This is a genomic window from Bradyrhizobium sp. USDA 4472, from assembly GCF_054058595.1.
Genome location: NZ_JBSSAM010000001.1, coordinates 2,217,186 through 2,236,823 on the forward strand (window position 1 = coordinate 2,217,186; position 19,638 = coordinate 2,236,823).

Here is a 19,638-nt window from a genome sequence, read left to right on the forward strand (position 1 = left end):
CTTGACCGCCTTTCCTCACAAGCCCGCCCTGCTCCTCGCGCTGGTCGTGCTCACGGGCCTCGCCGCGCGCCCGGCGTGCGCGCAATCCACCGTCGCCGAGGGTGAGAAGCTCGCCTTCGACCGCGGCAAGGGCAATTGCCTGACCTGCCATGTCATCAAGGGCGGCGATTTGCCGGGCACGATCGGGCCCGAGCTGAAAGACCTCAAGGCCAAGTATCCCGACCGCAACGATCTGGTCGCGATCCTGATCGACGAGACCAAGCGCAACCCGCAGACCATGATGCCGCCGTTCGGTCGCAACCGGATTCTGACCGAACGGGAGATCAACGCGATCGTTGATTTCCTGCAAACGCTGTAGCGGTGGGCAAGGAGACCTTTGATGACCACGACCACCGGCCCTCACGCGACGCGGCGCCTGATCCTTCAGGGCACAGCCTCGGTCGTGCTGTTCGGCCTCGGCAATCTCGCATTCGCGCCGGCGCGCGCCGCGGCCAATGACAAATACCCGGACGCCGCGTTCAAGCAAAAGAGCGAGGCCGACGCGATCAAGGCGCTCTACGGCAAGACCGCGGAACCCTCCGACAAGGTCAAGCTCGATGCGCCCGAGATCGCCGAGAACGGCGCGGTGGTGCCGATCTCGGTGACGACGACGCTGGACAAGGTCACCTCGATCTCGTTCTTCGTCGCCGAAAACCCGAACGCGCTCGCGGCGAGCTACAGGATTCCCGACGGTACGATGCCCAGCATCGCCAATCGCCTGAAGATGGCCAAGACCACCAACGTGGTCGCGATCGTCGAGGCCGACGGCAAGCTCTTCAGCGCGACCAGGGAAGTCAAAGTCACCGTCGGTGGCTGCGGCGGCTAGGAGAATCGAGATGGCATCCAGCATTCGCGTCCGCGCCACCGCCAACGGCGACATCACCGAGGTGCAGGCGCTGATCCAGCACCCCATGGATTCCGGCTTCGTCAAGGACGCCAGGGGCGAGCTGATCCCGCCGCATTTCATCCAGGAGCTGAAGTTCGCCTGTAACGGCAAGGAGGTCTTCGTCGCCGATTGGGGCCCGGCCGTCTCCAAGGACCCTTACGTCAAGTTCAGCTTCAAGGGCGGCAAGAAGGGCGACGACCTCAAGATCTCCTGGACCGACAACAAGGGCGGCTCCGACGAGATCACCGCGAAGATCACGTGATGAAAGCCGGTATCTCCCTCCTGCGTGGTTCGTTGGGTGCCGCGTTCGTCGCGTTTGCGCTCGCCGTTCCCCGCGTGCGCGCCGCCGACAAGGTCGATCCCGCGGCCGACGCCAAGGCGTTCCAGAACTTCTTCTTCAAGAAGTTTCCCGATGTGAAGCACGACGATTTCGTCAACGGTCCTTATTCCATGAACGAGGACATGAAGCGGCAGTGGCAGGAGAAGGAAGAATTCCCGCCTTACGAGTTCTCGCTCGACGCCGGCAAGGAGATGTTTGCGACGCCGTTCAAGAACGGCAAGACCTACGCCGACTGCTTCCCGAACGGCGGCATCGGCATTCGCCAGAACTATCCTTATTTCGACACGAAGGAAGGCAAGGTCGTCACGCTGGAGCTCGCGCTCAACCGCTGCCGCGAGGCCAATGGCGAAGCGCCCTACTCCTACGTCAAGGACGAGATGGCCTCGCTCACCGCGTACATGGCCTTCACCTCGCGCGGCAAGCCGATGGACATCAGGATCCCCGACGATCCCCGCGCGCTCGAAGCGTTCGAGAACGGCAAGCGCTATTTCTACACCCGCCGCGGCCAGCTGAATTTCTCCTGTGCGAGCTGCCATGTCCAAAGCCCGGGCGAGCGCATCCGCGCCGAGATCCTGGCGCCGGCACTCGGAATCCTCAACGCGATGCCGATCTATCGCTCCGAATGGAGCGGCATGGGCACCATCAGCCGCCGCTTCATCACCTGCAACAGCCAGACCCGCGCGGTTCCGCTGGAGCCGCAGGCGGACGAATATCGCGACGTCGAATATTTCCTGTCCTACGTCGCCAACGGCCTGCCGATCTCAGGCCCGGGAGCGCGGCCATGAAGCGGTCACTTGTCTTGGCGATGTTGGTTCTCTCGAGCCTCGCGCCTTCAGCGCGCGCGGCAAATGAAGCAGACTACAAGGCTGCCTATGCCGCCGCGGAGGCAGCCTCCAAGGAGGCGTCAGGGATGCGCAACCAGTGGACCACGACCGTCTCGACGCTGGCGGCTGCCAAGAAGGCGGCCGATGGCGGCGATTTCGACGGCGCCGTGGCTGCGGCAAAAGAAGCCGAAGCGCTGGCGAAGGCGTCGATTGTCCAGGCGAGCTCCGAAAAAGAAGCCTGGAAGGCAATGGAAATCCGCTAGACTAGCGCCCAGTGGAACTGCCGAGAACCGGCGCGGAGAATGTGTGATGGCGATCCGCCGCCGCGATTTCCTGAAGAGTACAGCCGCTGTCGCCACCTCGCTCGGCCTGCCGTGGCGTGCGCACGGTGCTGAAGCCGCCAGCATCTACGACATCGAGCGCTTCGGCAACGCGCGGATCCTGCACATCACCGACACCCATGCGCAGCTCAACCCGGTCTATTTCCGCGAGCCCAGCGTCAATATCGGCGTCGGCGAGATGTCGGGACGGCCGCCGCATCTGGTCGCGCGCGCGTTCCTGGAGCGCTTCGGCATCCGGCCCGACAGTGCCGATGCCTATGCTTTCACCTCCATCGAGTTCGAGAAGTCTGCCGGCCGGTTCGGCAAGCTCGGTGGCTTCGCCCATCTGAAGACACTGATCGACCGTCTGCGCGCCGATGTCGGCGACAAGCGTGCCATGCTGGTCGACGGTGGCGACCTCTGGCAGGGCACGGGGCTTGCCAACATCATGCAGGGCCGCGACATGGTGGAGGTCGCCAATCTGCTCGGCATCGAGGCCATGACCGGGCATTGGGAATTCACCTATGGCGAGCAGGCGCTGCGCGACAATCTCGAGCACTTCAAGGGCGAGTTCCTCGCGCAGAACGTCTTCCTGACCGAGGAAGCCGCGTTCAACGACGCCCCCGCCTTCGACAAGGCTAGCGGGCGCGTGTTCAAGCCGTCGATCATCAAAGAGCTCGGTGGCCATCGCGTCGCGGTCATCGGCCAGGCTTTCCCTTACGTGCCGATCGCGCATCCCAAGCGGTTCACGCCGGACTGGACCTTCGGCATCCGCGAGGAGGAGCTGCAGAAGCATGTCGACGCGTTGCGCGGCACCGACAAGGTCGACGCGGTGATCCTGCTGTCGCACAACGGCATGGACGTCGACCTCAAGCTTGCAACCCGCGTCACCGGCATCGACGTCATTCTCGGCGGCCACACCCATGACGCCGTGCCGCAGCCCGTCCCGATGAAGAACGCCGGCGGCACGACGCTCGTCACCAATGCCGGCTCGAACGGAAAATTCCTGGGTGTGCTCGATCTCGCACTCGACAAGGGCAAGGTCAGCGACGTCAGATATCATCTGCTGCCTGTCTATTCCGAGCTGCTGAAGCCCGATCCCGCCATGGCCGAGTTGATCGGAAAGCTGCGCGCGCCAGTTGTGACCGACTGGTCCGAGAAGATCGCAACGCCCGACCGCCTGCTCTATCGCCGCGACAATTTCGCCGGCCCTGTCGACGAGTTGATCTGCACTGCGTTGCGCACTGAGCTCAACGCCGAGATCGCCCTGTCGCCGGGCTTCCGCTGGGGCCTCACCGCCTTGTCCGGCCAGCCCATCACCATGGAAGATGTGCTCGCGGAAACCGCGATCACCTATCCCGACACTTACGTGCAGGAGATGACCGGCGCGCAAATCAAGGATGTGCTGGAAGACATCTGCGACAATCTCTTTAATACCGATCCCTATCATCAGCAGGGCGGCGACATGGTCCGCGCGGGCGGACTGAGCTACACCTGCGCGCCTGCGAACACCATGGGCAGCCGCATCTCCGAACTCAAGCTCGACAACGGCAGGGCGATCTCGGCAAGCCGTCACTACAAGGTCGCGGGCTGGGCCTCGGTGAACGGCCAGCAGGGCGCGCCGGTGTGGGACGTCGTCGGCAGATATCTGCGATCGGGCCGGATGTTTCAGGAGCGCCTCGGCGCCGGCGTCACGCTGAAGGGTGTGGACGGCAACCCGGGCATTGCAGGATAGGATATGCGCTCGCAAGTCTTTCGCACGATGCTGCTGGCGCTGCTCGCCTGGGCGGCGGCGCCGCTCGCGTTCGCGCAGCAGGCGGCGCTCCAGGACAAACCGTTCGCCGAGCACAAGATCGTGCTGCAGCTCTCCGACGGCGATGCCAGGAAGCAGGCGCTGGTGCTCAGCGTCGCCAACAATCTCCTGAAGGCCTATGACCCCGACAAGATCGCGGTGGAGGTCGTCGCCTTCGGTCCCGGCATCGATCTGCTGCTGTCGGGCAACGAGCGTCGCAAGCAGGTCGAAAGCCTGATCGCACAGGGCGTGCGCTTCGACATCTGCCTCAACACAGTGGATACGGTCGAGCGCGAGACAGGAAAAAGGCCTGAGTTCATTCCGGGGGCGACACCGGTGCAGGTCGGCGTGGGGCAGATCCTGTTTCTGGCGGAGAACGGGTACACATTGGTCAGGCCGTAGCCCCTTCTGCCGCATCACACGCCGCTGTCGTCCCTGCGCCGCAATAAAAATTTTCTAAAATCTCTTCTCTCCGCAGTGAATTACTTCTCCTGTAGCCCTCCGACGTAGTAGAATCCTCGAAACCACTGCACGCCGGGGTTCTGCCATGATCTTCCGCCAGCTCTTCGACAGCGTTTCGGGCACCTACAGCTACATCCTTGCCAGCCGCCCCGGCGGCGAGGCGCTGATCCTCGATCCCGTGCTGGAGAAGGTCGACCGCTACTGCCAGCTGCTGCGCGAACTCGACCTCAAGCTGGTCAAGGCCGTCGACACGCATCTGCATGCCGACCACGTCACCGGGCTAGGCGAGCTGCGCGACCGCACCCATTGCATGACGGTGATGGGCGACCAGACCAAGGCCGACGTGGTGGCGATGCGGGTCGCCGACGGCGACAAGGTGACCATCGAGGGCCTCTCGCTCGACGTGATGTATACGCCGGGCCACACCGACGATTCCTATTCCTACCTGATGGGCGACCGCGTCTTCACCGGCGACACGCTCTTGATCCGCGGCACCGGACGCACCGATTTCCAGAACGGTTCTTCGCGCGCACAATACGAGTCAATTTTCAACCGGCTGCTCAAGCTGCCTGATGAGACGATGGTGTTCCCGGCGCATGACTACAAGGGCGACACGGTCTCCACCATCGGCGAGGAGAAGCGCTACAATCCGCGGCTCCAGGTCCGCTCGGTCGACGAATATATCGAGCTGATGGCGAATTTGAAGCTGCCCAATCCGAAGATGATGGATGTGGCGGTGCCGGCCAACATGCATGTCGGCCTGCATCAGGAAGAGCTGGAGAAGGAGGGCCGTGCGCTCAGCGCGGTCGACGCGATCCGCATTCTCGGCCGGCCCGACATGCTGCTGGTGGATCTGCGCGAGACCAATGAGCGAATGAAACACGGCATGCTCGAAGGCGCCCTGCACACGCCCTATCCGAGCGTCGAGGAAAGCCTCAAGCCGGGCGGCATGCTGCGCGAGGTCGCAGCCGCCACCGGTCGCCGCGTTGTGTTCTTCTGCGCCTTTGGCGAGCGCTCGGCGATGGCTGTTGCCGCCGCCAAGGAGGCCGGGCTCAGCAATACAGCGCATATCGCCGGCGGCATCGATGCCTGGAAAAAGGCGGGCGGGCCGGTGGTGCACTGAAGGCTTGAGATAAGTCAGGAAGCGCACCTGTTTTCAGACTAGAAGCGGATGATGCATCACCGTCCGAGACCAGCCATGGCCAAGATCGGAAGCAAGATCGGAAGCAAGATCGGAAGCAAGACCGTCGAGCCGAGCGAACCGCCGAAGACGAAGAGCGCGGCCGAGAAGGCGAAGAAGGCCCAGCCGCCACCCGACACCGACGACGATTATGAAGATGGCGACATCGCCACGCCGAAGCGTGATCGCTATGGGCCTGATGACGAGCCGTTGTGAGGGGATGAGGTGTTGAGAGGGTGATCTTGCCACACGAACCGTACGTTCCCTCCCCCCTTGTGGGGGAGGGAGCGCAGTTGTGCTACGCGGCTCTATCGAGCCCTTATTGATGGCCTCGCGCCCGCCCGCGCTACCTGCCATGCGCCTGCGTTCATGGACAAATAAGCTGCCTGGTCGATATTTTGCCTTTCCCTCGGAGGCAAAACGGAACTGCAATGGTCGACGTTCTCGCCGCACCGCAACAAGGCAAGGCGGACAGCGCGCTGCGCACGCTGACCGGGATCTCGATCGCGCATTGGGTCAGCCATTTCCATCTGCTGGTCCTGCCGATGCTGTTCCCGTTCCTGAAAGATCAGCTCGGCGTCGGCTATGTCGAGCTCGGCTTCGCGCTGACCGTGTCGGCGGTCGTCTCCGGGCTGACGCAGGCGCCGACCGGCTATCTCGTCGACCATTTCGGCGCGCGCAAGATCCTGCTCGGCGGACTGACGCTCGGCGGTCTCGCGCTGATCATGCTCGGCCTGCATCTCAGCTACGCATCGCTGATCGCCTGCGGCGTGCTGCTCGGTCTCGCCAACAGCGTCTATCATCCCGCCGATTACGCCATCCTCGCCGAGCATATGGACGAGGCGCGGATGGGTCGCGCCTTCTCGGTCCACACCTTTGCCGGCTATTTTGGTGGCGCCGTCGCGCCGGCGATCGTCGCGGCCCTCGTCACACTGTCCGGCGGGACAGGTGCCCTCCTTGCGTCGGGTGCGATCGGCGTGCTGGTCGCGCTGCTGCTGGTGGCGATGAGCATTCCGGATGCCGGCGCGCACAAGGCCAAGCCTGAACACGCAAACGCACCGAAACAGCCCGTCATCACGCCGGCACTGATGACGCTGACCGCACTGTTCATGCTGCTGAGCCTGTCGGTGGCCGGCATCAATAATTTCGGCGTGGTCGCGCTGATGAGCGGCTACGGCGCAACCTACTCCGCCGCCAACGTCGCGCTGACGGCGTTCCTCGGCTCAAGCGCTGTGGGCGTCCTCGCGGGCGGGTTCCTCGCCGACCATACCGAGCGCCACGGTTATGTCGCCGCTGCCTGCTTTGCTGCGAATGCCGCGATCGTGCTGCTGATCGCGGTGGTCGCGCTGCCGGGCTGGGTCTTGACCGGCACGATGGCGACCGCAGGCTTCCTCTCCGGCGTGATCGCGCCGTCGCGGGACATGCTGGTGCGCAATGCGGCGCCTCCCGGTGCCGCCGGGCGTGCCTTCGGCATCGTCTCCACCGGCTTCAATCTCGGCGGCATCGTCTCGCCGCTGCTGTTCGGCTGGATCATGGACCAGAGCGCACCGCATTGGGTGTTCGGCGCCTCCGTGATCTTCATGGTCGCGACCGTGGTGCTGTCGCCGCTCACGGAACGGAAGCCGCAGGCCAAGGCTGCGTAACCAGGAATTCAACTGTCGTCCCGGCCAAGGCGGGGACGACAGCCGCGTTTGGTCAGTTGCAGCCAAACCTTACGTCGGCGACACCACGCCCTTCAGCCCGGCTTGCCGCGGAGCCGCGCTGCGCGTGAGGCGGGCCTTTTCGGTGTTCGGCCAGAGCAGCAGCAGGCCGACGACGCCGGAGCCGATCATCACCAGTGCATTGATGGTGTAGCCGGTCATGTAGCCGTCCAGAATGCTGCCGGCGCGTTGGATCACGCTTCCCATCACCATCGGCGCGATGATGCCCGAGAGCGTGTAGAGCGCACCGTAGATCGCGATGACCGCGCCGCGCTGCGAGGCTGGCGTGAACTCGCCGAGCATCGGCGGGCAGACGACGTAGATCGCGCCGCACAGGCCCGCGCCCACCACGAGCAGCGCAATCTGAAGACCAGCGCCCGAGGCATGCGGCATCGTCGCCAGGATCAGGCCGCCGAGGACCAGCGGTGCCGAGCCGAGCACGCCGCGCGAAATGCGCGTGCTGTAGCCCCGCGCTGTCATCACCTGCGAGATCCAGCCCGTCAAGATCACGACGGTGGCGCCGAATATCCAGGGCAGGATCGAGATGAAGCCGGCCTGCTGCTGCGAGAAGCCGAGCCCCGTGACGATGAACGCGGTGAACCAGGTGAGTCCGAGCGAGAGCGCCCAATAGGCGCCGAAAGTCGCGATCACGCAGCCGAGAAAGGTGCGCGAGGTCAGCAACTGGACGTAGGGAATCTTCGGCTCGGTGGCAGCGAGCGCCTGCGTGTCCTCGAGCGGGCCTTCCTTGCCGAAGGCCAGCCAGGCGCAGACCCAGATCAGGCCCGTCACGCCGAGCGCGCCGAAGGCGTAGTGCCAGGAGTGATTGACGATGACCCAGTTCAGCGCCGGCACGGCGAGGATGACGCCGAAGGCCGAGCCCTGCGACAGGATCGCGGTGGGCAGCGTGCGCTTTTCGTCCGGGAACCATTTGTAGATCGCGTGCGCGGCCACCGAGAATGCCGGGCCTTCGCCTGCGCCCAGCACGACGCGGCAGACCAGCAGCGTGGTGAAGGAGACGGTGCCGACCATTGGAAACTGCGCCAGTGCCCAAATCACCGCGAGGGTCAGCAGCACATATCGCGTCGGCACCTTGTTGACGACGAAGCCGACCACGATGGCCGAGATCGAGAACAGGAAGAAGAACGAGGAGCCGAGCAAGCCGAATTGCTCGGGCTCGAGCTTCAGATCGGTCATGATCGGCACGCCGGCGAGGCCGACGACGATCTTGTCGGCGAAATTCACGACCATGAAGAGAAAGAGGAGAAAAGTGACGGTCCAGGCGCCCTTCGGCGTTGCCATGGATGCCTCTGCCGTCTTAGCCGCCGCCGACGGCGTTGCCTGAGCGCTCATAGTTCTCCCCACATGTCATTTTTCGGCACTTTTTGCATGGCCGTCCTGAGAGCTAACAACGGCTTGAACGGCAACGCAACCCCGGTATTTCCGCAGCAAGTGTGCTACGCAGCATTGAGTTCATTCCGTCCGGCGCATTAATCTTGCTCAGCATCCGAAACCTCTCCAAAAGCTTCACCTCGGCCGGCGAGCTGGTCCATGTGCTGCGCGGCGTCGACCTCGATCTCAGGCCCGGCGAACGCGTCGCGCTCACGGGCGAATCCGGCAGCGGCAAGAGCACGCTGCTGCACCTGATCGCCGGGCTCGATGCCGCCGACGGTGGCGCGATCCGGCTCGGGGATTCCGAGGTCACGGGCCTCTCCGACGCCGGGCGCGCCGAGCTGCGCCGCGACAGGATCGGGCTGGTGTTCCAGCAGTTCAACCTGATCCCGAGCCTGTCGGTGGCGGACAACCTCGCCTTCCAGGCGCGCATCGCCGGCCGGCATGATGCAGCCTGGACCAGGGAGCTGGTCGAACGCCTCGGGCTGGGCGGCCTGCTCAAGCGTTATCCCGAGCAATTGTCCGGCGGCCAGCAGCAGCGCGTCGCAATCGGGCGGGCGCTGGCGACAAAACCATCGCTGCTGCTTGCGGACGAGCCGACCGGCAATCTGGATGAAGCCACCGCCGAGGACGTGCTGGCGCTGACACGCGATCTCGTCGCGCGCACCGGCTGCGGCTTCCTGATGGTGACGCACAGCCTGCATCTGGCCGGCACGCTCGACCGGCACGTCGTCCTCCATGCGGGACGAATCGCATGAGGCGCGCGCTGTGGGTGCTCGCGGTGCTGCTCAGCCATTGGCGGCGGCACAGGATGCAGTTCGCGACGCTGCTGATCGGCTTGATCGCCGCAACGGCACTGTGGAGCGGGGTGCAGGCGATCAACCAGCAGGCCCGCACCGCCTATGATCGCGCGGCCGCGACGTTTGGCGGCGTCCGCACCGCCACGTTGGTCGCGCCCAATGCGGCGACGTTCCCACAGGACTTGTTCATCAAACTCCGTCGCGCGGGCTGGCCGGTTTCGCCGGTGCTGGAAGGCCGGGTTCAGATCAATGGACGTTCGATGCGGCTGCTCGGCATCGAGCCGGTGACGCTGCCCGCCGATGTCGGCAACGCACCGCGCCTCGGTGCGGGGGATTTGAGTCGTTTCGTGGCCGCACCCGGCCAGACGCTGGTGGCGCGGGAGACGCTGGGCGATCTGCACGAGGACGAAGGCGCGATGCCATCGACCAGCGGCGGGGCAAAGTTGCCGCCGCTGCATGTGCTGCCTCAGCTCGTGCCTGATGTGCTGGTGGTTGATATCGGGGTCGCGCAGCGGCTTTTGAACAAGCCGGACCAGGTCTCACGCCTGCTGATCGGGAAGCCGAAGGGCAAGCCCGCACCGCTGCAAAGCGTCGTCGGCGATCGACTGCAGCGCGTCGAGCCGAGCGCCGAGACCGAGCTGGAGCGCCTCACCGACAGTTTCCATCTCAATCTCACCGCCTTCGGCCTGCTGTCGTTCTTCGTCGGCCTCTTCATCGTCAACTCGGCCGTCGGCCTCGCCTTCGAGCAACGGCTGCCGATGCTGCGAACCCTGCGCGCCTGCGGCGCCTCGGCGCGGCTCGTCAACAGCGTGCTGGTGCTGGAGCTCGTGGCGCTGGCGCTGGTCGCGGGGCTGATCGGACTCGTCTGCGGTTACTTCATCGCGGCTGCGCTCCTGCCTGATGTCGCGGCCTCCCTGCGCGGACTCTATGGCGCGCAGATTCCAGGGCAGCTGTCGCTTCAGCCCGAATGGTGGCTCGCCGGGATCGGCATCAGCGTGGCGGGTGCGATCGTGGCGGCCGCGACCAGCCTGATCAAGGCGGTCAGGATGCCGGTGCTCGCGACCGCGCAGCCGCGGGCCTGGCAGCAACGACAGCGCCGCTGGTTGGCGCTGCAGAGCCTCGCCGCTTGTGCCGTGTTCGCCGCCGCGCTGTTGCTGCTCCAGTATGGCCAATCGCTGATCGCTGGTTTCGGCCTGCTGGCCGCGCTGATGCTCGGTGCGGCGCTGATCCTGCCGGCCCTCCTCGAGATGCTGCTGCTCGCTGGCCAGCGTCTTGCGCGCGGACCTTTGGCGTTGTGGTTCTGGGCCGACAGCCGGCAGCAGCTCTCCGGCTTGTCGCTGGCGCTGATGGCGCTGCTGCTCGCGCTTTCAGTCAATGTCGGGGTGTCCACCATGGTGGAAACGTTCAGCCGCACCTTTGTCGGCTGGCTCGACGGCCGGCTCGCCGCCGACGTCTACATCAGCGCCGCCGACAATGCGCAAGCGATCGCGGTCCGCAACTGGCTCAAGGACCGCAGCGAGGTCCAGGCGATCCTGTCGGGCGGACGCGCGGAGACGCTGATCGAGGGGCAGCCGGTGGAGCTGCTCGGCCTGCCCGATCACCCGCTCTATCGCGAGCGCTGGCCGCTGCTGGAGAGCGCGCCGCGCGCCTGGGAGCAACTCGTGCCCGGCAATGCCGCCTTCATCAGCGAGCAGCTGAGCCGTCGCCTCAATGTCCGCGTCGGCGACGTCATCGAGGTGCCGGCGCCTGAGGGGACCTGGGAGCTCGACATTGTCGGCATCTATGCCGATTACGGCAATCCCAAGGGGCAGCTGGCGGTGAATGTCGCGGCGCTGATCCGGCAATTTCCACAGACACCGCAAACGCGGATCGGGCTGATAGTCCCGCGCGACAAGATCCCCGGATTGATCGCGGCCTTGCAAAAGCAGTTCGCGCTCGACGACCGCGCCGTGGCCGACCAGGCCACGGTGAAGGCGGAATCGATCCGCATCTTCAACCGCACCTTTGCCGTGACGTCGGCGCTGAATGCGTTCACGCTCGGCGTCGCCGGCATCGCACTGCTGACCAGCCTCTTGACGCTCGCGAACTCACGGCTGCCGCAGCTTGCGCCGCTCTGGGCGATCGGCATGACCCGGCCACGCCTTGCGGCGATCGAGCTGACCAAGACGCTCTCGGTCGCGCTGTTCACCTCGCTGCTGGCGGTGCCGCTCGGGCTGCTGGTGGCGTGGTGCCTGATCGCGATCGTCAACGTGAAGGCGTTCGGCTGGCGGCTGCCGTTCCATGTGTTTCCGCTGCAATTGGCCGAGCTGATCGCGGTCGCGCTGGTCGCATCGTCGTTCGCCGCGCTGCTGCCCGTCTTGCGATTGGCAAGGATGCAGCCGGCGAGCCTCGTCAAGGTGTTTGCCAATGAGCGCTGACAAACTCTCGCGCCGCGCGTTTGCCGGCGGCATCGCCGCGCTGGCTTTCGCGCGCCGCGCCAGCGCGCAAGGTTATGCCGGGCTCGGCGAGACCGCCGACGGCTTTGCGATAGTCACACCCGGAAAGACGTTCACCTTCCCTGGCGATCACGGGGCCGCATCCGGATTATCGCATCGAGTGGTGGTATCTGACGGCGAACCTGGTTGACAGCAATGGCACTGCCTGCGGGCTGCAATGGACATTGTTCCGCCAGGCAGAAAAGCCGGGACCACAAGCCGAAGGCTGGGCCAATCAGCAGATATGGATGGCGCATGCCGCGGTGACTCGCGCCGACACCCATCGTTTCAACGAGCTGTTTTCGCGCGGCGGCATCGGGCAGGCCGGCGTCGAGGCCAAGCCGTTCGCGGCATGGATCGACGATTGGGAGATGAAGGGGACCGAGCGTACCGACGATCGGACCTTGGCGCCGGTGACGCTGAAAGCCTCCGGCACCGACTTCGGCTATGCGCTGACGCTGGACGCCGATCGTCCCGTCGTCTTGCAGGGTGACGGCGGATACAGCCGCAAGTCGGAGCGCGGGCAGGCGTCCTATTATTACAGCCAGCCTTTCTACCGCGCGCGGGGCACGCTCACCATCGACGACGTCCAGGTCGAGGTCTCAGGCCAGGCCTGGATGGACCGCGAATGGAGCAGCCAGCCGCTCGACGCCGACCAGACCGGCTGGGACTGGCTGTCGCTGCATCTGGCGTCGGGCGACAAGCTGATGCTGTACCGGCTGCGCCAGAAAGACGGGCAGGATTATCCGTTCGGCAACTGGATCAGCGCCTCAGGCAGCACGCAGATGATTGCGGGCAGCGACATCCGGATGACCCCGAAAGCGACGGCCGAGGTCGCCGGCCGCAAGCTGCCGCTGGAGTGGCAGATCGCGATCCCCTCGCGATCCCTCTCGATCACCTGCAAGCCGCTCAATCCCGGGGCGTGGATGGGGACCGGCTTTTCCTATTGGGAGGGACCGATCAGCTTCGCCGGCACGCATGATGGCGTTGGCTATCTCGAGCTGACCGGGTATTGAAGCGCGGTCTTTCTGGGGAACGCGCGATGTACCATTTCACCGCCCTCGTCACGCTGCTGGCGCTTGCATTTTATTTCTTCACCTGCATCAACGTCTCGCGGTCGCGGGCCCGGACCGGCATCAAGGTGCCGGCGATGTCGGGCCATCCCGACTTCGAGCGCGCCTTCCGCATTCAGATGAACACGCTGGAATGGATGCCGATCTTCCTGCCGTCGCTGTGGCTGTTCGCGATCTATATCGGCGATGCGATCGCGGCCGGCATCGGCGCGGTCTGGATCATCGGCCGCATCGTCTATTTCGTCGGCTACTCGCGGGCCGCCGCCAAGCGCGGTCCGGGCTTTGCGATCCAGGCCATCGCTGCCATTGCGCTGTGGGCGGGAGCGTTGGGTGCGGTGGTGCACCGGCTGGTGTGAGGATTGTTTCTTAAACAAAATGCCGCGCGTGAGCGCGGCATTCGCATTGAGGAATGACGAGACCGTCACTTCTTCAGCGGGCACCCGCTGTCCTTGGCGCTCGAGAAGGCCTGGTCGCCGGGAACGACGGCGAGCTGCTTGTAGTAGTCCCACGGCTTCTTCGATTCCGAGGGCTTCTTGACCTCGAACAGATACATGTCATGGACCATGCGGCCGTTCTCGAGCACCTTGCCCTTGGCGAAGGCGTCGTCGACCGGCAGCTCCTTGAGCTTCCTGGCCACCGCCTCGGAGTCCTTGGTGCCCGCGGCCTTCACGGCCTTCAGATAGCTCAGCGTCGCCGAATAGGTGCCGGCGTGGATCATGCTCGGCATCCGCCCTGTGCGCTTGAAGAAGCGCTCGGAGAAGGCCCGCGTCGTGTCGTTTTGATCCCAATAGAAGCCTTCGGTCAGGACCAGGCCCTGCGCCGCCTGGAGCCCCAGACCGTTTACCTCGGCAAGCGTCATCAAGAGGCCGGCGAGTTTCTGGCCACCCTGCACGATGCCGAATTCGGCCGCCTGCTTGATCGAGTTGGTGGTGTCCTGGCCGGCATTGGCGAGGCCGACGATCTTCGCCTTGGAGCTCTGCGCCTGCAGCAGGAAGGAGGAGAAGTCCGACGAGTTGAGCGGCACGCGGACCGAGCCCAGCACCTTGCCGCCGCTGGCCGTGACGATCTCGCTGGTGTCCTTTTCCAGCGCGTAGCCGAACGCGTAATCGGCGGTGAGGAAGAACCAGGTATCACCCCCGGTCTTGGTCAACGCACCGCCGGTGCCGACTGCGAGTGCATGGGTGTCGAAAGCCCAGTGGAAGCCGTAGGGCACGCAGGCACTGCCGGTGATGGCCGACGTCGCCGCGCCGACGACGATGTCGATCTTCTTCTTTTCCTTCGACAGCTCCTGCACGGCGAGCGCGACCGACGAGGTGGTCAGCTCCGTGATCATGTCGACATTCTCGGCGTCATACCAGCGCCGCGCAATGGAGGTGGCCAAATCCGGCTTGTTCTGGTGATCGGCGGTCACCATCTCGATCTTGTGGCCGAGCACCTCGCCGCCAAAATCCTCGATCGCCATCTTCGCGGCTTCGACGGAGTATTTGCCGCCATAGTCGGCGTAGACGCCGGACTGATCGTTGAGGATGCCGATCTTGACGGCTTGTCCCGTTCCTTGCGCGGAGGCGGGCGCGGCCAGCAGCAAAGCCGACGTAGCGACAGCGGCCAAAAGGACTGATTTCATCTGTTATCTCCCAGCATTGTTCTGTTTTGAAATCGCGCGGAGTGTAGTGAAGACGACGGCCCGTGCCCATGGGTATCGCGAATACCTCAAGATGACGAGATCGCCCCCTTCTCGTTGCGCCCTTCCGCCAGGTTCCGCACCACCACATAGAAGATCGGGGTGAACAGGAGGCCGAACAGCGTGACGCCGATCATGCCGAAGAAGACGGCGACGCCGACGGCCTGACGCATCTCGGAGCCGGAGCCGGACGAGATCACCAGCGGCAGCACGCCGAGGATGAAGGCGAAGGACGTCATCAGGATCGGCCGCAACCGCAGCCGGCAGGCTTCGATCACGGCCTCCAGCCGCGGTTTGCCTTCCTTCTCGATATCGCGTGCGAACTCGACGATCAGGATGGCGTTTTTTGCCGCCAGGCCCACCAGCACGACGAAGCCGATCTGGGTGAGGATGTTGACGTCCTGGCCCATGATGCGGACGCCGATGGTGGCGGCGAGCAGGCACATCGGCACGATCAGGATCACCGCGAATGGCAGGGTCCAGCTGCCATATTGCGCGGCGAGCACGAGATAGACGAACAGCACGCAGATCGGGAACACGTAGAGGCCGGCATTGCCGCCGGTGATCTGCTGATAGGACAGGTCCGTCCACTCGAAGGAGAAGCCGCTCGGCAAGGTCTCGTCGGCGAGCTTCTTGATGGTGTTGAGCGCGGTGGTCGAGCTCACGCCCGGCGCCGGCTCGCCCTGCAATTCGGACGCCGCATAGAGATTGTAGCGCGCGACGCGGTCGGGGCCCGAGACATCCCTGAAGTCGACCACGCTGCCGAGCATCACCATGTCGCCCGAGGCATTGCGCGTGCGCAGCCGCGCGAGATCGGCAGGCTCTTTGCGGAACGGGAAATCCGCCTGAGCGGTGACGTGATAGGTTCGGCCGAACAGGTTGAAGTCGTTGACATAGGTCGATCCGAAATAGGTCTGGATCGTGTCGTTGATGTTCGCAATCGGCACTCCGAGCTTTTGCGCCTTGGTACGATCGATGTCGACGAACAGCTGCGGCGTACTGGCCGAGAACGGCGAGAACACCGTGGGCCCGAGGAGCGCCGGGGATTTGCGCGCGGCGGCGACGAGCTCGTCGGTTGCAGACGCCAGCAGCTCGGGCCCGCGGCCCTGCCGATCCTGGATGCGGATGGCGAAGCCGCCGCCGGTGCCGATGCCGGGCACGGCCGGCGGCGGAATCACGATGATGAAGGCGCCCTGGATCGCGGCGAGGCGCTTGCGCAGCTCCGCCGTGATGGCATTCGCCGTCAGTCCCTTCTTGATACGCGCCTCGGGTTCATCGAACACCGGAAACAGCGCGGCGGCATTGCCCGCCTGCGTGCGCGTGGCGCCGGAGAAGCCGGCGAATGCGGCGACACGGATGATACCCGGCGTATCCAGCGAGATCCGCTCGATCTCACGCACGATCTCGGTGGTCCGCGCCAGCGACGCCGCCCCCGGCAATTGCACCGAGATGATGACGTAGCCGCGGTCCTGCGCGGGGATGAAGCCCTGCGACGTCGTCCCGATCAGCCAGCCTGCGCTGCCGATCAACACGACATAGATCAGCAGCATCACCACCGCGTGCCGGATCACTAAATTGGCGACGCCGGCATAGCCATGCGCCAATCGGTCGAACACGCGGTTGAAGGCGCCGGTGAAGGTACCCCAGGCGCGTGCGATCAGATTCCAGGCGGCTGGCGGCCGTTTCTCCTCGTGCGGGACGAGTATCTGCGAGGCCAGCGCCGGCGACAGCGTCAGGGAACAGAAACAGGAGATCGCAGTCGCAACCGCAATGGTGACGGCAAATTGCTGGAAGAACTGCCCGGAGATGCCGCCGAGGAACGCCGTCGGCACGAACACCGCGCACAGCACGAGCGCGATCGAGACCAGCGCGCCGCCGACCTCTTCCATGGTCTTCAACGCCGCGTCGCGCCGGCTGAGGCCGTGCTCGAGATGCCGCTCGACATTCTCGACCACGACGATGGCGTCGTCGACGACGATGCCGACCGCGAGCACGAGGCCGAACAGCGTGAGGTTGTTGATGGAAAAGCCCAGTGCAGCCATCACCGCGAAGGTGCCGACCAGCGAGACCGGGATCGCGATGATGGGGATGATCGCAGGCCGCCAGCCCTGCAAGAACACCAGCACGACGACGACCACGAGCAGCATCGCCTCGTAGATGGTCTTGATCAGCTCGTGGACCGACTGTGCGATGAACTCGGTCGGGTTGTAGCCGATGTTGTAGTCGAGGCCCTTCGGGAAGTTCGTCTTGAGCTTCTCCATCGTGTCCGAGATGCTCTTTGCCGTCGCGAGCGCGTTCGACCCCGGCCGCTGCGTCACCAGCATGGCGACTGCGGATTTGCGCAGCAGGAAGCTGTTGGTGGAATAAGCGAGCGCGCCGAGCTCGATGCGGGCGACGTCGCGCAAACGCACGGTGCGGCCGTCGGAGCCGGCCTTGATCAGGATGTCCTCGAACTGTTTCTTGTCTTTCAACCTCCCCGTAAAGACGAGGTTGGGCTGGAAGGCGCGGTCGGCGATCGGCGGCTCGGCGATCTGGCCGCCCGCGATTTGCACGTTCTGGGCACGGATCGCGGCCAGCACCTCGGTCGAGGTCAGGCCGAGATTGGCGATGCGGTCAGGATCGAGCCACAGCCGCATCGAATAGTCGCGCGCGCCGAAGATCTGGATGTCGCCGACGCCGTCGATGCGCAGCAGCTGGTCGCGGACCTGCAGCAGCGCGTAGTTGGATATATAGAGTTGGTCGAACGTGTCGTCCGGCGACAACATGAACACGACCATCAGGATGTCGGGCGAGTTCTTGCGGGTGACGACGCCGTTGCGCTGGACCTCGTCCGGCAGCTGCGGCTGTGCGATCGCAACGCGGTTCTGCACCAGCACCTGGGCCTTATCCAGGTCGGTGCCGAGCTTGAAGGTGACGGTGATGGTGAGCTGGCCGTTCGAGGTCGCCTGGCTGTAGAGATACAGCATGTCCTCGACGCCGTTGATCTGCTGCTCGATCGGAGCGGCCACGGTGTCGGACACGGTTTGCGCCGAGGCGCCCGGATATTGCGTGGTGACGACGACGGTTGGAGGCACCACTTGCGGATATTCGGAGATCGGCAGCGTCGAGTAAGCGAGCGTACCGACGATCAGCAGCACGATCGACAGCACCATCGCGAGGATGGGCTGGTTGATGGACAGACGACCAAGATTCATGACTTGTCACCAGCCTTGCCACCGGCCGGCGCTGGCGCGGGAGACGGGGCGACCTTGGCGCCGACGCGGGCCCGCTGGATGCCGTTGACGATGACGCGGTCCTCGGCCTTCAGCCCTTCGCGGATCACGCGGAGGCCCTCGTCGAGCGGCCCCAGCACCACGGGCCGCGCCTCGACGGTGTCATCAGGCTTCACCACGAACACGATCTTGCGCGACTGGTCGGTCGCGACCGCGGCATCCGGGATCAAGAGCGCCTCGTAAGGTGCGCTGCCGATCAGGCGGACGCGGCCAAACTGGCCGGGCAGGATCGACAGATCGGTGTTCTTGACGACGGCGCGGCTCCGCAGCGTTCCCGTGGAGACATCGAGGCGGTTGTCGAGGAAGTTGATGGAGCCGTCATGCGACGGCTTCGTTTCGCCGGCGAGCGTGACCTGCACCGGGTTCGCTGTGTCGCGCGAGCTTGGGCGCTTACCCTCGAACCACAGCTTGCTGTATTTGATGAAGGTCGTCTCATCCATGTCGAAATAGATGTAGATCGGATCCATCGTCACGATCGAGGTCAGCAAGGTGGAGGAGCCGGCGTCGCTGCCCTGCACGAGATTGCCCGGACTGACGAGATGGCGGCTGACACGGCCGGTGATCGGCGCGGTCACATGGGTGAACTCGATGTTGAGCTTGGCGGCCTTCAGTGCACCCTCGGCCTGGGTCTCGGCGGCGTGCGCGGCCTGCAAAGCCTGGCGGCGTTGGTCGACGGCCTGCTCGGAGACCGCGCTGGTCTGCACCAGGTTCAAGCCGCGATCGAGCTCCCGCTTGGCGAGCTCCACCTTGGCGCGGGCGTCGGAGAGCTGGCCGTCCGCCTGCTCGGCCACGGCCTCGAACGGGCGGGGATCGATCACATAGAGCAGATCGCCCTGATGCACGATCGCGCCGTCCTGGAATTCGACGGAGTTGACGAAGCCACCGACGCGGGGGCGCACCTGCACCTCCTCGACCGCCTCGAAGCGGCCGGTGTACTCGTCCCAATCGGTGACGGTGCGCTTGACCGGCTGGGCGACGGTAACAGGCGGAGGCGGCGGCGCGGCCTCTTGCGAGGCCGGCTGGCCGCAGCCGCTGAGCGCGAAGGCGGCGGCGAGGAGGCAAGCTACCGCAGGGTGCCTCGGTTGAACGAAATCGTGCTGTTTGACAAGTCGCTCGCTTCCGTCCGGTCCGGTCATCCGAAGTCCTCGCCTCAAAAGCCGCGGAAAAGGCAGGGTACGCGTTTACCCGCGGGCGTTCCAAGATGGTTGGAGTTGATGAACTCTTCAAGACCAAAGGATGCGCAGGGACTGGAACGGTGCCCTGGCCGGATGGCGGGTTGACACGAAGAGATGGGCGACGGCGGCGATCGGTCAACGTTAGGTTGGCAATGGCGCAGCGGCATTCACGACCGTCCCCTGGAGGGGGTAAGAAGGAGCCAGCGTCTTCGCACATGACGGGCGGCGGAT

The 19,638-nt window shown here is 64.9% G+C and carries 17 protein-coding genes and 1 pseudogene; 14 read left to right on the plus strand and 4 right to left on the minus strand.

Annotated elements, in window-relative coordinates; all coding sequences use genetic code 11:
* Nucleotide 1: 1 nt before the first annotated feature.
* The 10 genes from soxX (at nt 2) to ACVWZ4_RS10155 (ending at nt 7,486) form a co-directional block, all read left to right on the plus strand.
* Nucleotides 2–358, plus strand: coding sequence for a sulfur oxidation c-type cytochrome SoxX (gene soxX / locus ACVWZ4_RS10110; protein ID WP_456700776.1), 357 nt, complete (start codon nt 2–4; stop codon nt 356–358).
* 21 nt (nt 359–379) lie between these two features.
* A complete protein-coding gene (gene soxY / locus ACVWZ4_RS10115; RefSeq protein WP_456700775.1) occupies nt 380–865 on the plus strand; it encodes a thiosulfate oxidation carrier protein SoxY in 486 nt (161 codons plus the stop codon).
* Between the two features lie 10 nt (nt 866–875).
* Nucleotides 876–1,187 (plus strand): thiosulfate oxidation carrier complex protein SoxZ, encoded by a 312-nt coding sequence (gene soxZ / locus ACVWZ4_RS10120; RefSeq protein ID WP_456700774.1) that lies wholly within the window; start codon nt 876–878, stop codon nt 1,185–1,187.
* Nucleotides 1,187–2,050, plus strand: a complete 864-nt coding sequence (gene soxA, locus ACVWZ4_RS10125) for a sulfur oxidation c-type cytochrome SoxA (protein WP_456790098.1) — start codon at nt 1,187–1,189, stop codon at nt 2,048–2,050. The genes soxZ and soxA overlap by 1 nt, the downstream gene beginning before the upstream one ends.
* Nucleotides 2,047–2,352: a hypothetical protein gene (locus ACVWZ4_RS10130; protein ID WP_456740213.1), complete on the plus strand. Its 306-nt coding sequence runs from the start codon at nt 2,047–2,049 to the stop codon at nt 2,350–2,352. The genes soxA and ACVWZ4_RS10130 overlap by 4 nt, the downstream gene beginning before the upstream one ends.
* A 46-nt stretch (nt 2,353–2,398) precedes the next feature.
* On the plus strand, nt 2,399–4,144 hold the full coding sequence (soxB, locus tag ACVWZ4_RS10135; RefSeq protein WP_456740214.1) for a thiosulfohydrolase SoxB: 1,746 nt from the start codon (nt 2,399–2,401) through the stop codon (nt 4,142–4,144).
* 3 nt (nt 4,145–4,147) lie between these two features.
* The gene (locus tag ACVWZ4_RS10140; RefSeq protein WP_456700770.1) at nt 4,148–4,603 is read left to right on the plus strand and encodes a DsrE family protein; all 456 of its coding nucleotides are present in this window, start codon (nt 4,148–4,150) and stop codon (nt 4,601–4,603) included.
* Nucleotides 4,604–4,748: 145 nt separating this feature from the next.
* On the plus strand, nt 4,749–5,786 hold the full coding sequence (locus ACVWZ4_RS10145) for an MBL fold metallo-hydrolase (protein WP_456740215.1): 1,038 nt from the start codon (nt 4,749–4,751) through the stop codon (nt 5,784–5,786).
* 75 nt (nt 5,787–5,861) lie between these two features.
* On the plus strand, nt 5,862–6,059 hold the full coding sequence (locus ACVWZ4_RS10150) for a hypothetical protein (protein ID WP_456740216.1): 198 nt from the start codon (nt 5,862–5,864) through the stop codon (nt 6,057–6,059).
* 215 nt (nt 6,060–6,274) lie between these two features.
* Nucleotides 6,275–7,486, plus strand: coding sequence for an MFS transporter (locus ACVWZ4_RS10155; protein WP_456740217.1), 1,212 nt, complete (start codon nt 6,275–6,277; stop codon nt 7,484–7,486).
* A gap of 69 nt (nt 7,487–7,555) precedes the next feature.
* On the opposite strand, the gene ACVWZ4_RS10160 is transcribed toward ACVWZ4_RS10155, so the two are convergent.
* On the minus strand, nt 7,556–8,893 hold the full coding sequence (locus ACVWZ4_RS10160; RefSeq protein ID WP_456700766.1) for an MFS transporter: 1,338 nt from the start codon (nt 8,891–8,893) through the stop codon (nt 7,556–7,558).
* Nucleotides 8,894–9,036: 143 nt separating this feature from the next.
* Here ACVWZ4_RS10160 and ACVWZ4_RS10165 point away from each other — a divergent pair, with 143 nt between their 5' ends.
* From ACVWZ4_RS10165 to ACVWZ4_RS10180, 4 genes and pseudogenes are all read left to right on the plus strand, one after another.
* Complete coding sequence (locus ACVWZ4_RS10165; protein ID WP_456700765.1) at nt 9,037–9,690, plus strand: ABC transporter ATP-binding protein; 654 nt, start codon at nt 9,037–9,039, stop codon at nt 9,688–9,690.
* Complete coding sequence (locus ACVWZ4_RS10170) at nt 9,687–12,149, plus strand: FtsX-like permease family protein (RefSeq protein ID WP_456740218.1); 2,463 nt, start codon at nt 9,687–9,689, stop codon at nt 12,147–12,149. Before ACVWZ4_RS10165 ends, ACVWZ4_RS10170 begins: the two co-directional genes overlap by 4 nt.
* A pseudogene (locus ACVWZ4_RS10175) lies at nt 12,139–13,222 on the plus strand (lipocalin-like domain-containing protein). The gene ACVWZ4_RS10170 and the pseudogene ACVWZ4_RS10175 overlap by 11 nt, the downstream one beginning before the upstream one ends.
* Before the next feature lie 26 nt (nt 13,223–13,248).
* The gene (locus ACVWZ4_RS10180; RefSeq protein ID WP_456700762.1) at nt 13,249–13,635 is read left to right on the plus strand and encodes an MAPEG family protein; all 387 of its coding nucleotides are present in this window, start codon (nt 13,249–13,251) and stop codon (nt 13,633–13,635) included.
* A gap of 65 nt (nt 13,636–13,700) precedes the next feature.
* Here the strand turns inward: ACVWZ4_RS10180 and ACVWZ4_RS10185 are convergent, their stop codons facing one another.
* The 3 genes from ACVWZ4_RS10185 to ACVWZ4_RS10195 all read right to left on the minus strand — a co-directional run bounded on the left by ACVWZ4_RS10185 (nt 13,701) and on the right by ACVWZ4_RS10195 (nt 19,368).
* Nucleotides 13,701–14,903: an ABC transporter substrate-binding protein gene (locus ACVWZ4_RS10185; RefSeq protein WP_456740220.1), complete on the minus strand. Its 1,203-nt coding sequence runs from the start codon at nt 14,901–14,903 to the stop codon at nt 13,701–13,703.
* 86 nt (nt 14,904–14,989) lie between these two features.
* Complete coding sequence (locus ACVWZ4_RS10190; RefSeq protein WP_456740221.1) at nt 14,990–18,154, minus strand: efflux RND transporter permease subunit; 3,165 nt, start codon at nt 18,152–18,154, stop codon at nt 14,990–14,992.
* Nucleotides 18,151–19,368 carry an efflux RND transporter periplasmic adaptor subunit gene (locus ACVWZ4_RS10195; protein ID WP_456740222.1) on the minus strand — a complete coding sequence of 406 codons (1,218 nt, stop codon included), beginning with the start codon at nt 19,366–19,368 and terminating at the stop codon, nt 18,151–18,153. Before ACVWZ4_RS10195 ends, ACVWZ4_RS10190 begins: the two co-directional genes overlap by 4 nt.
* Between the last annotated feature and the right edge of the window lie 270 nt (nt 19,369–19,638).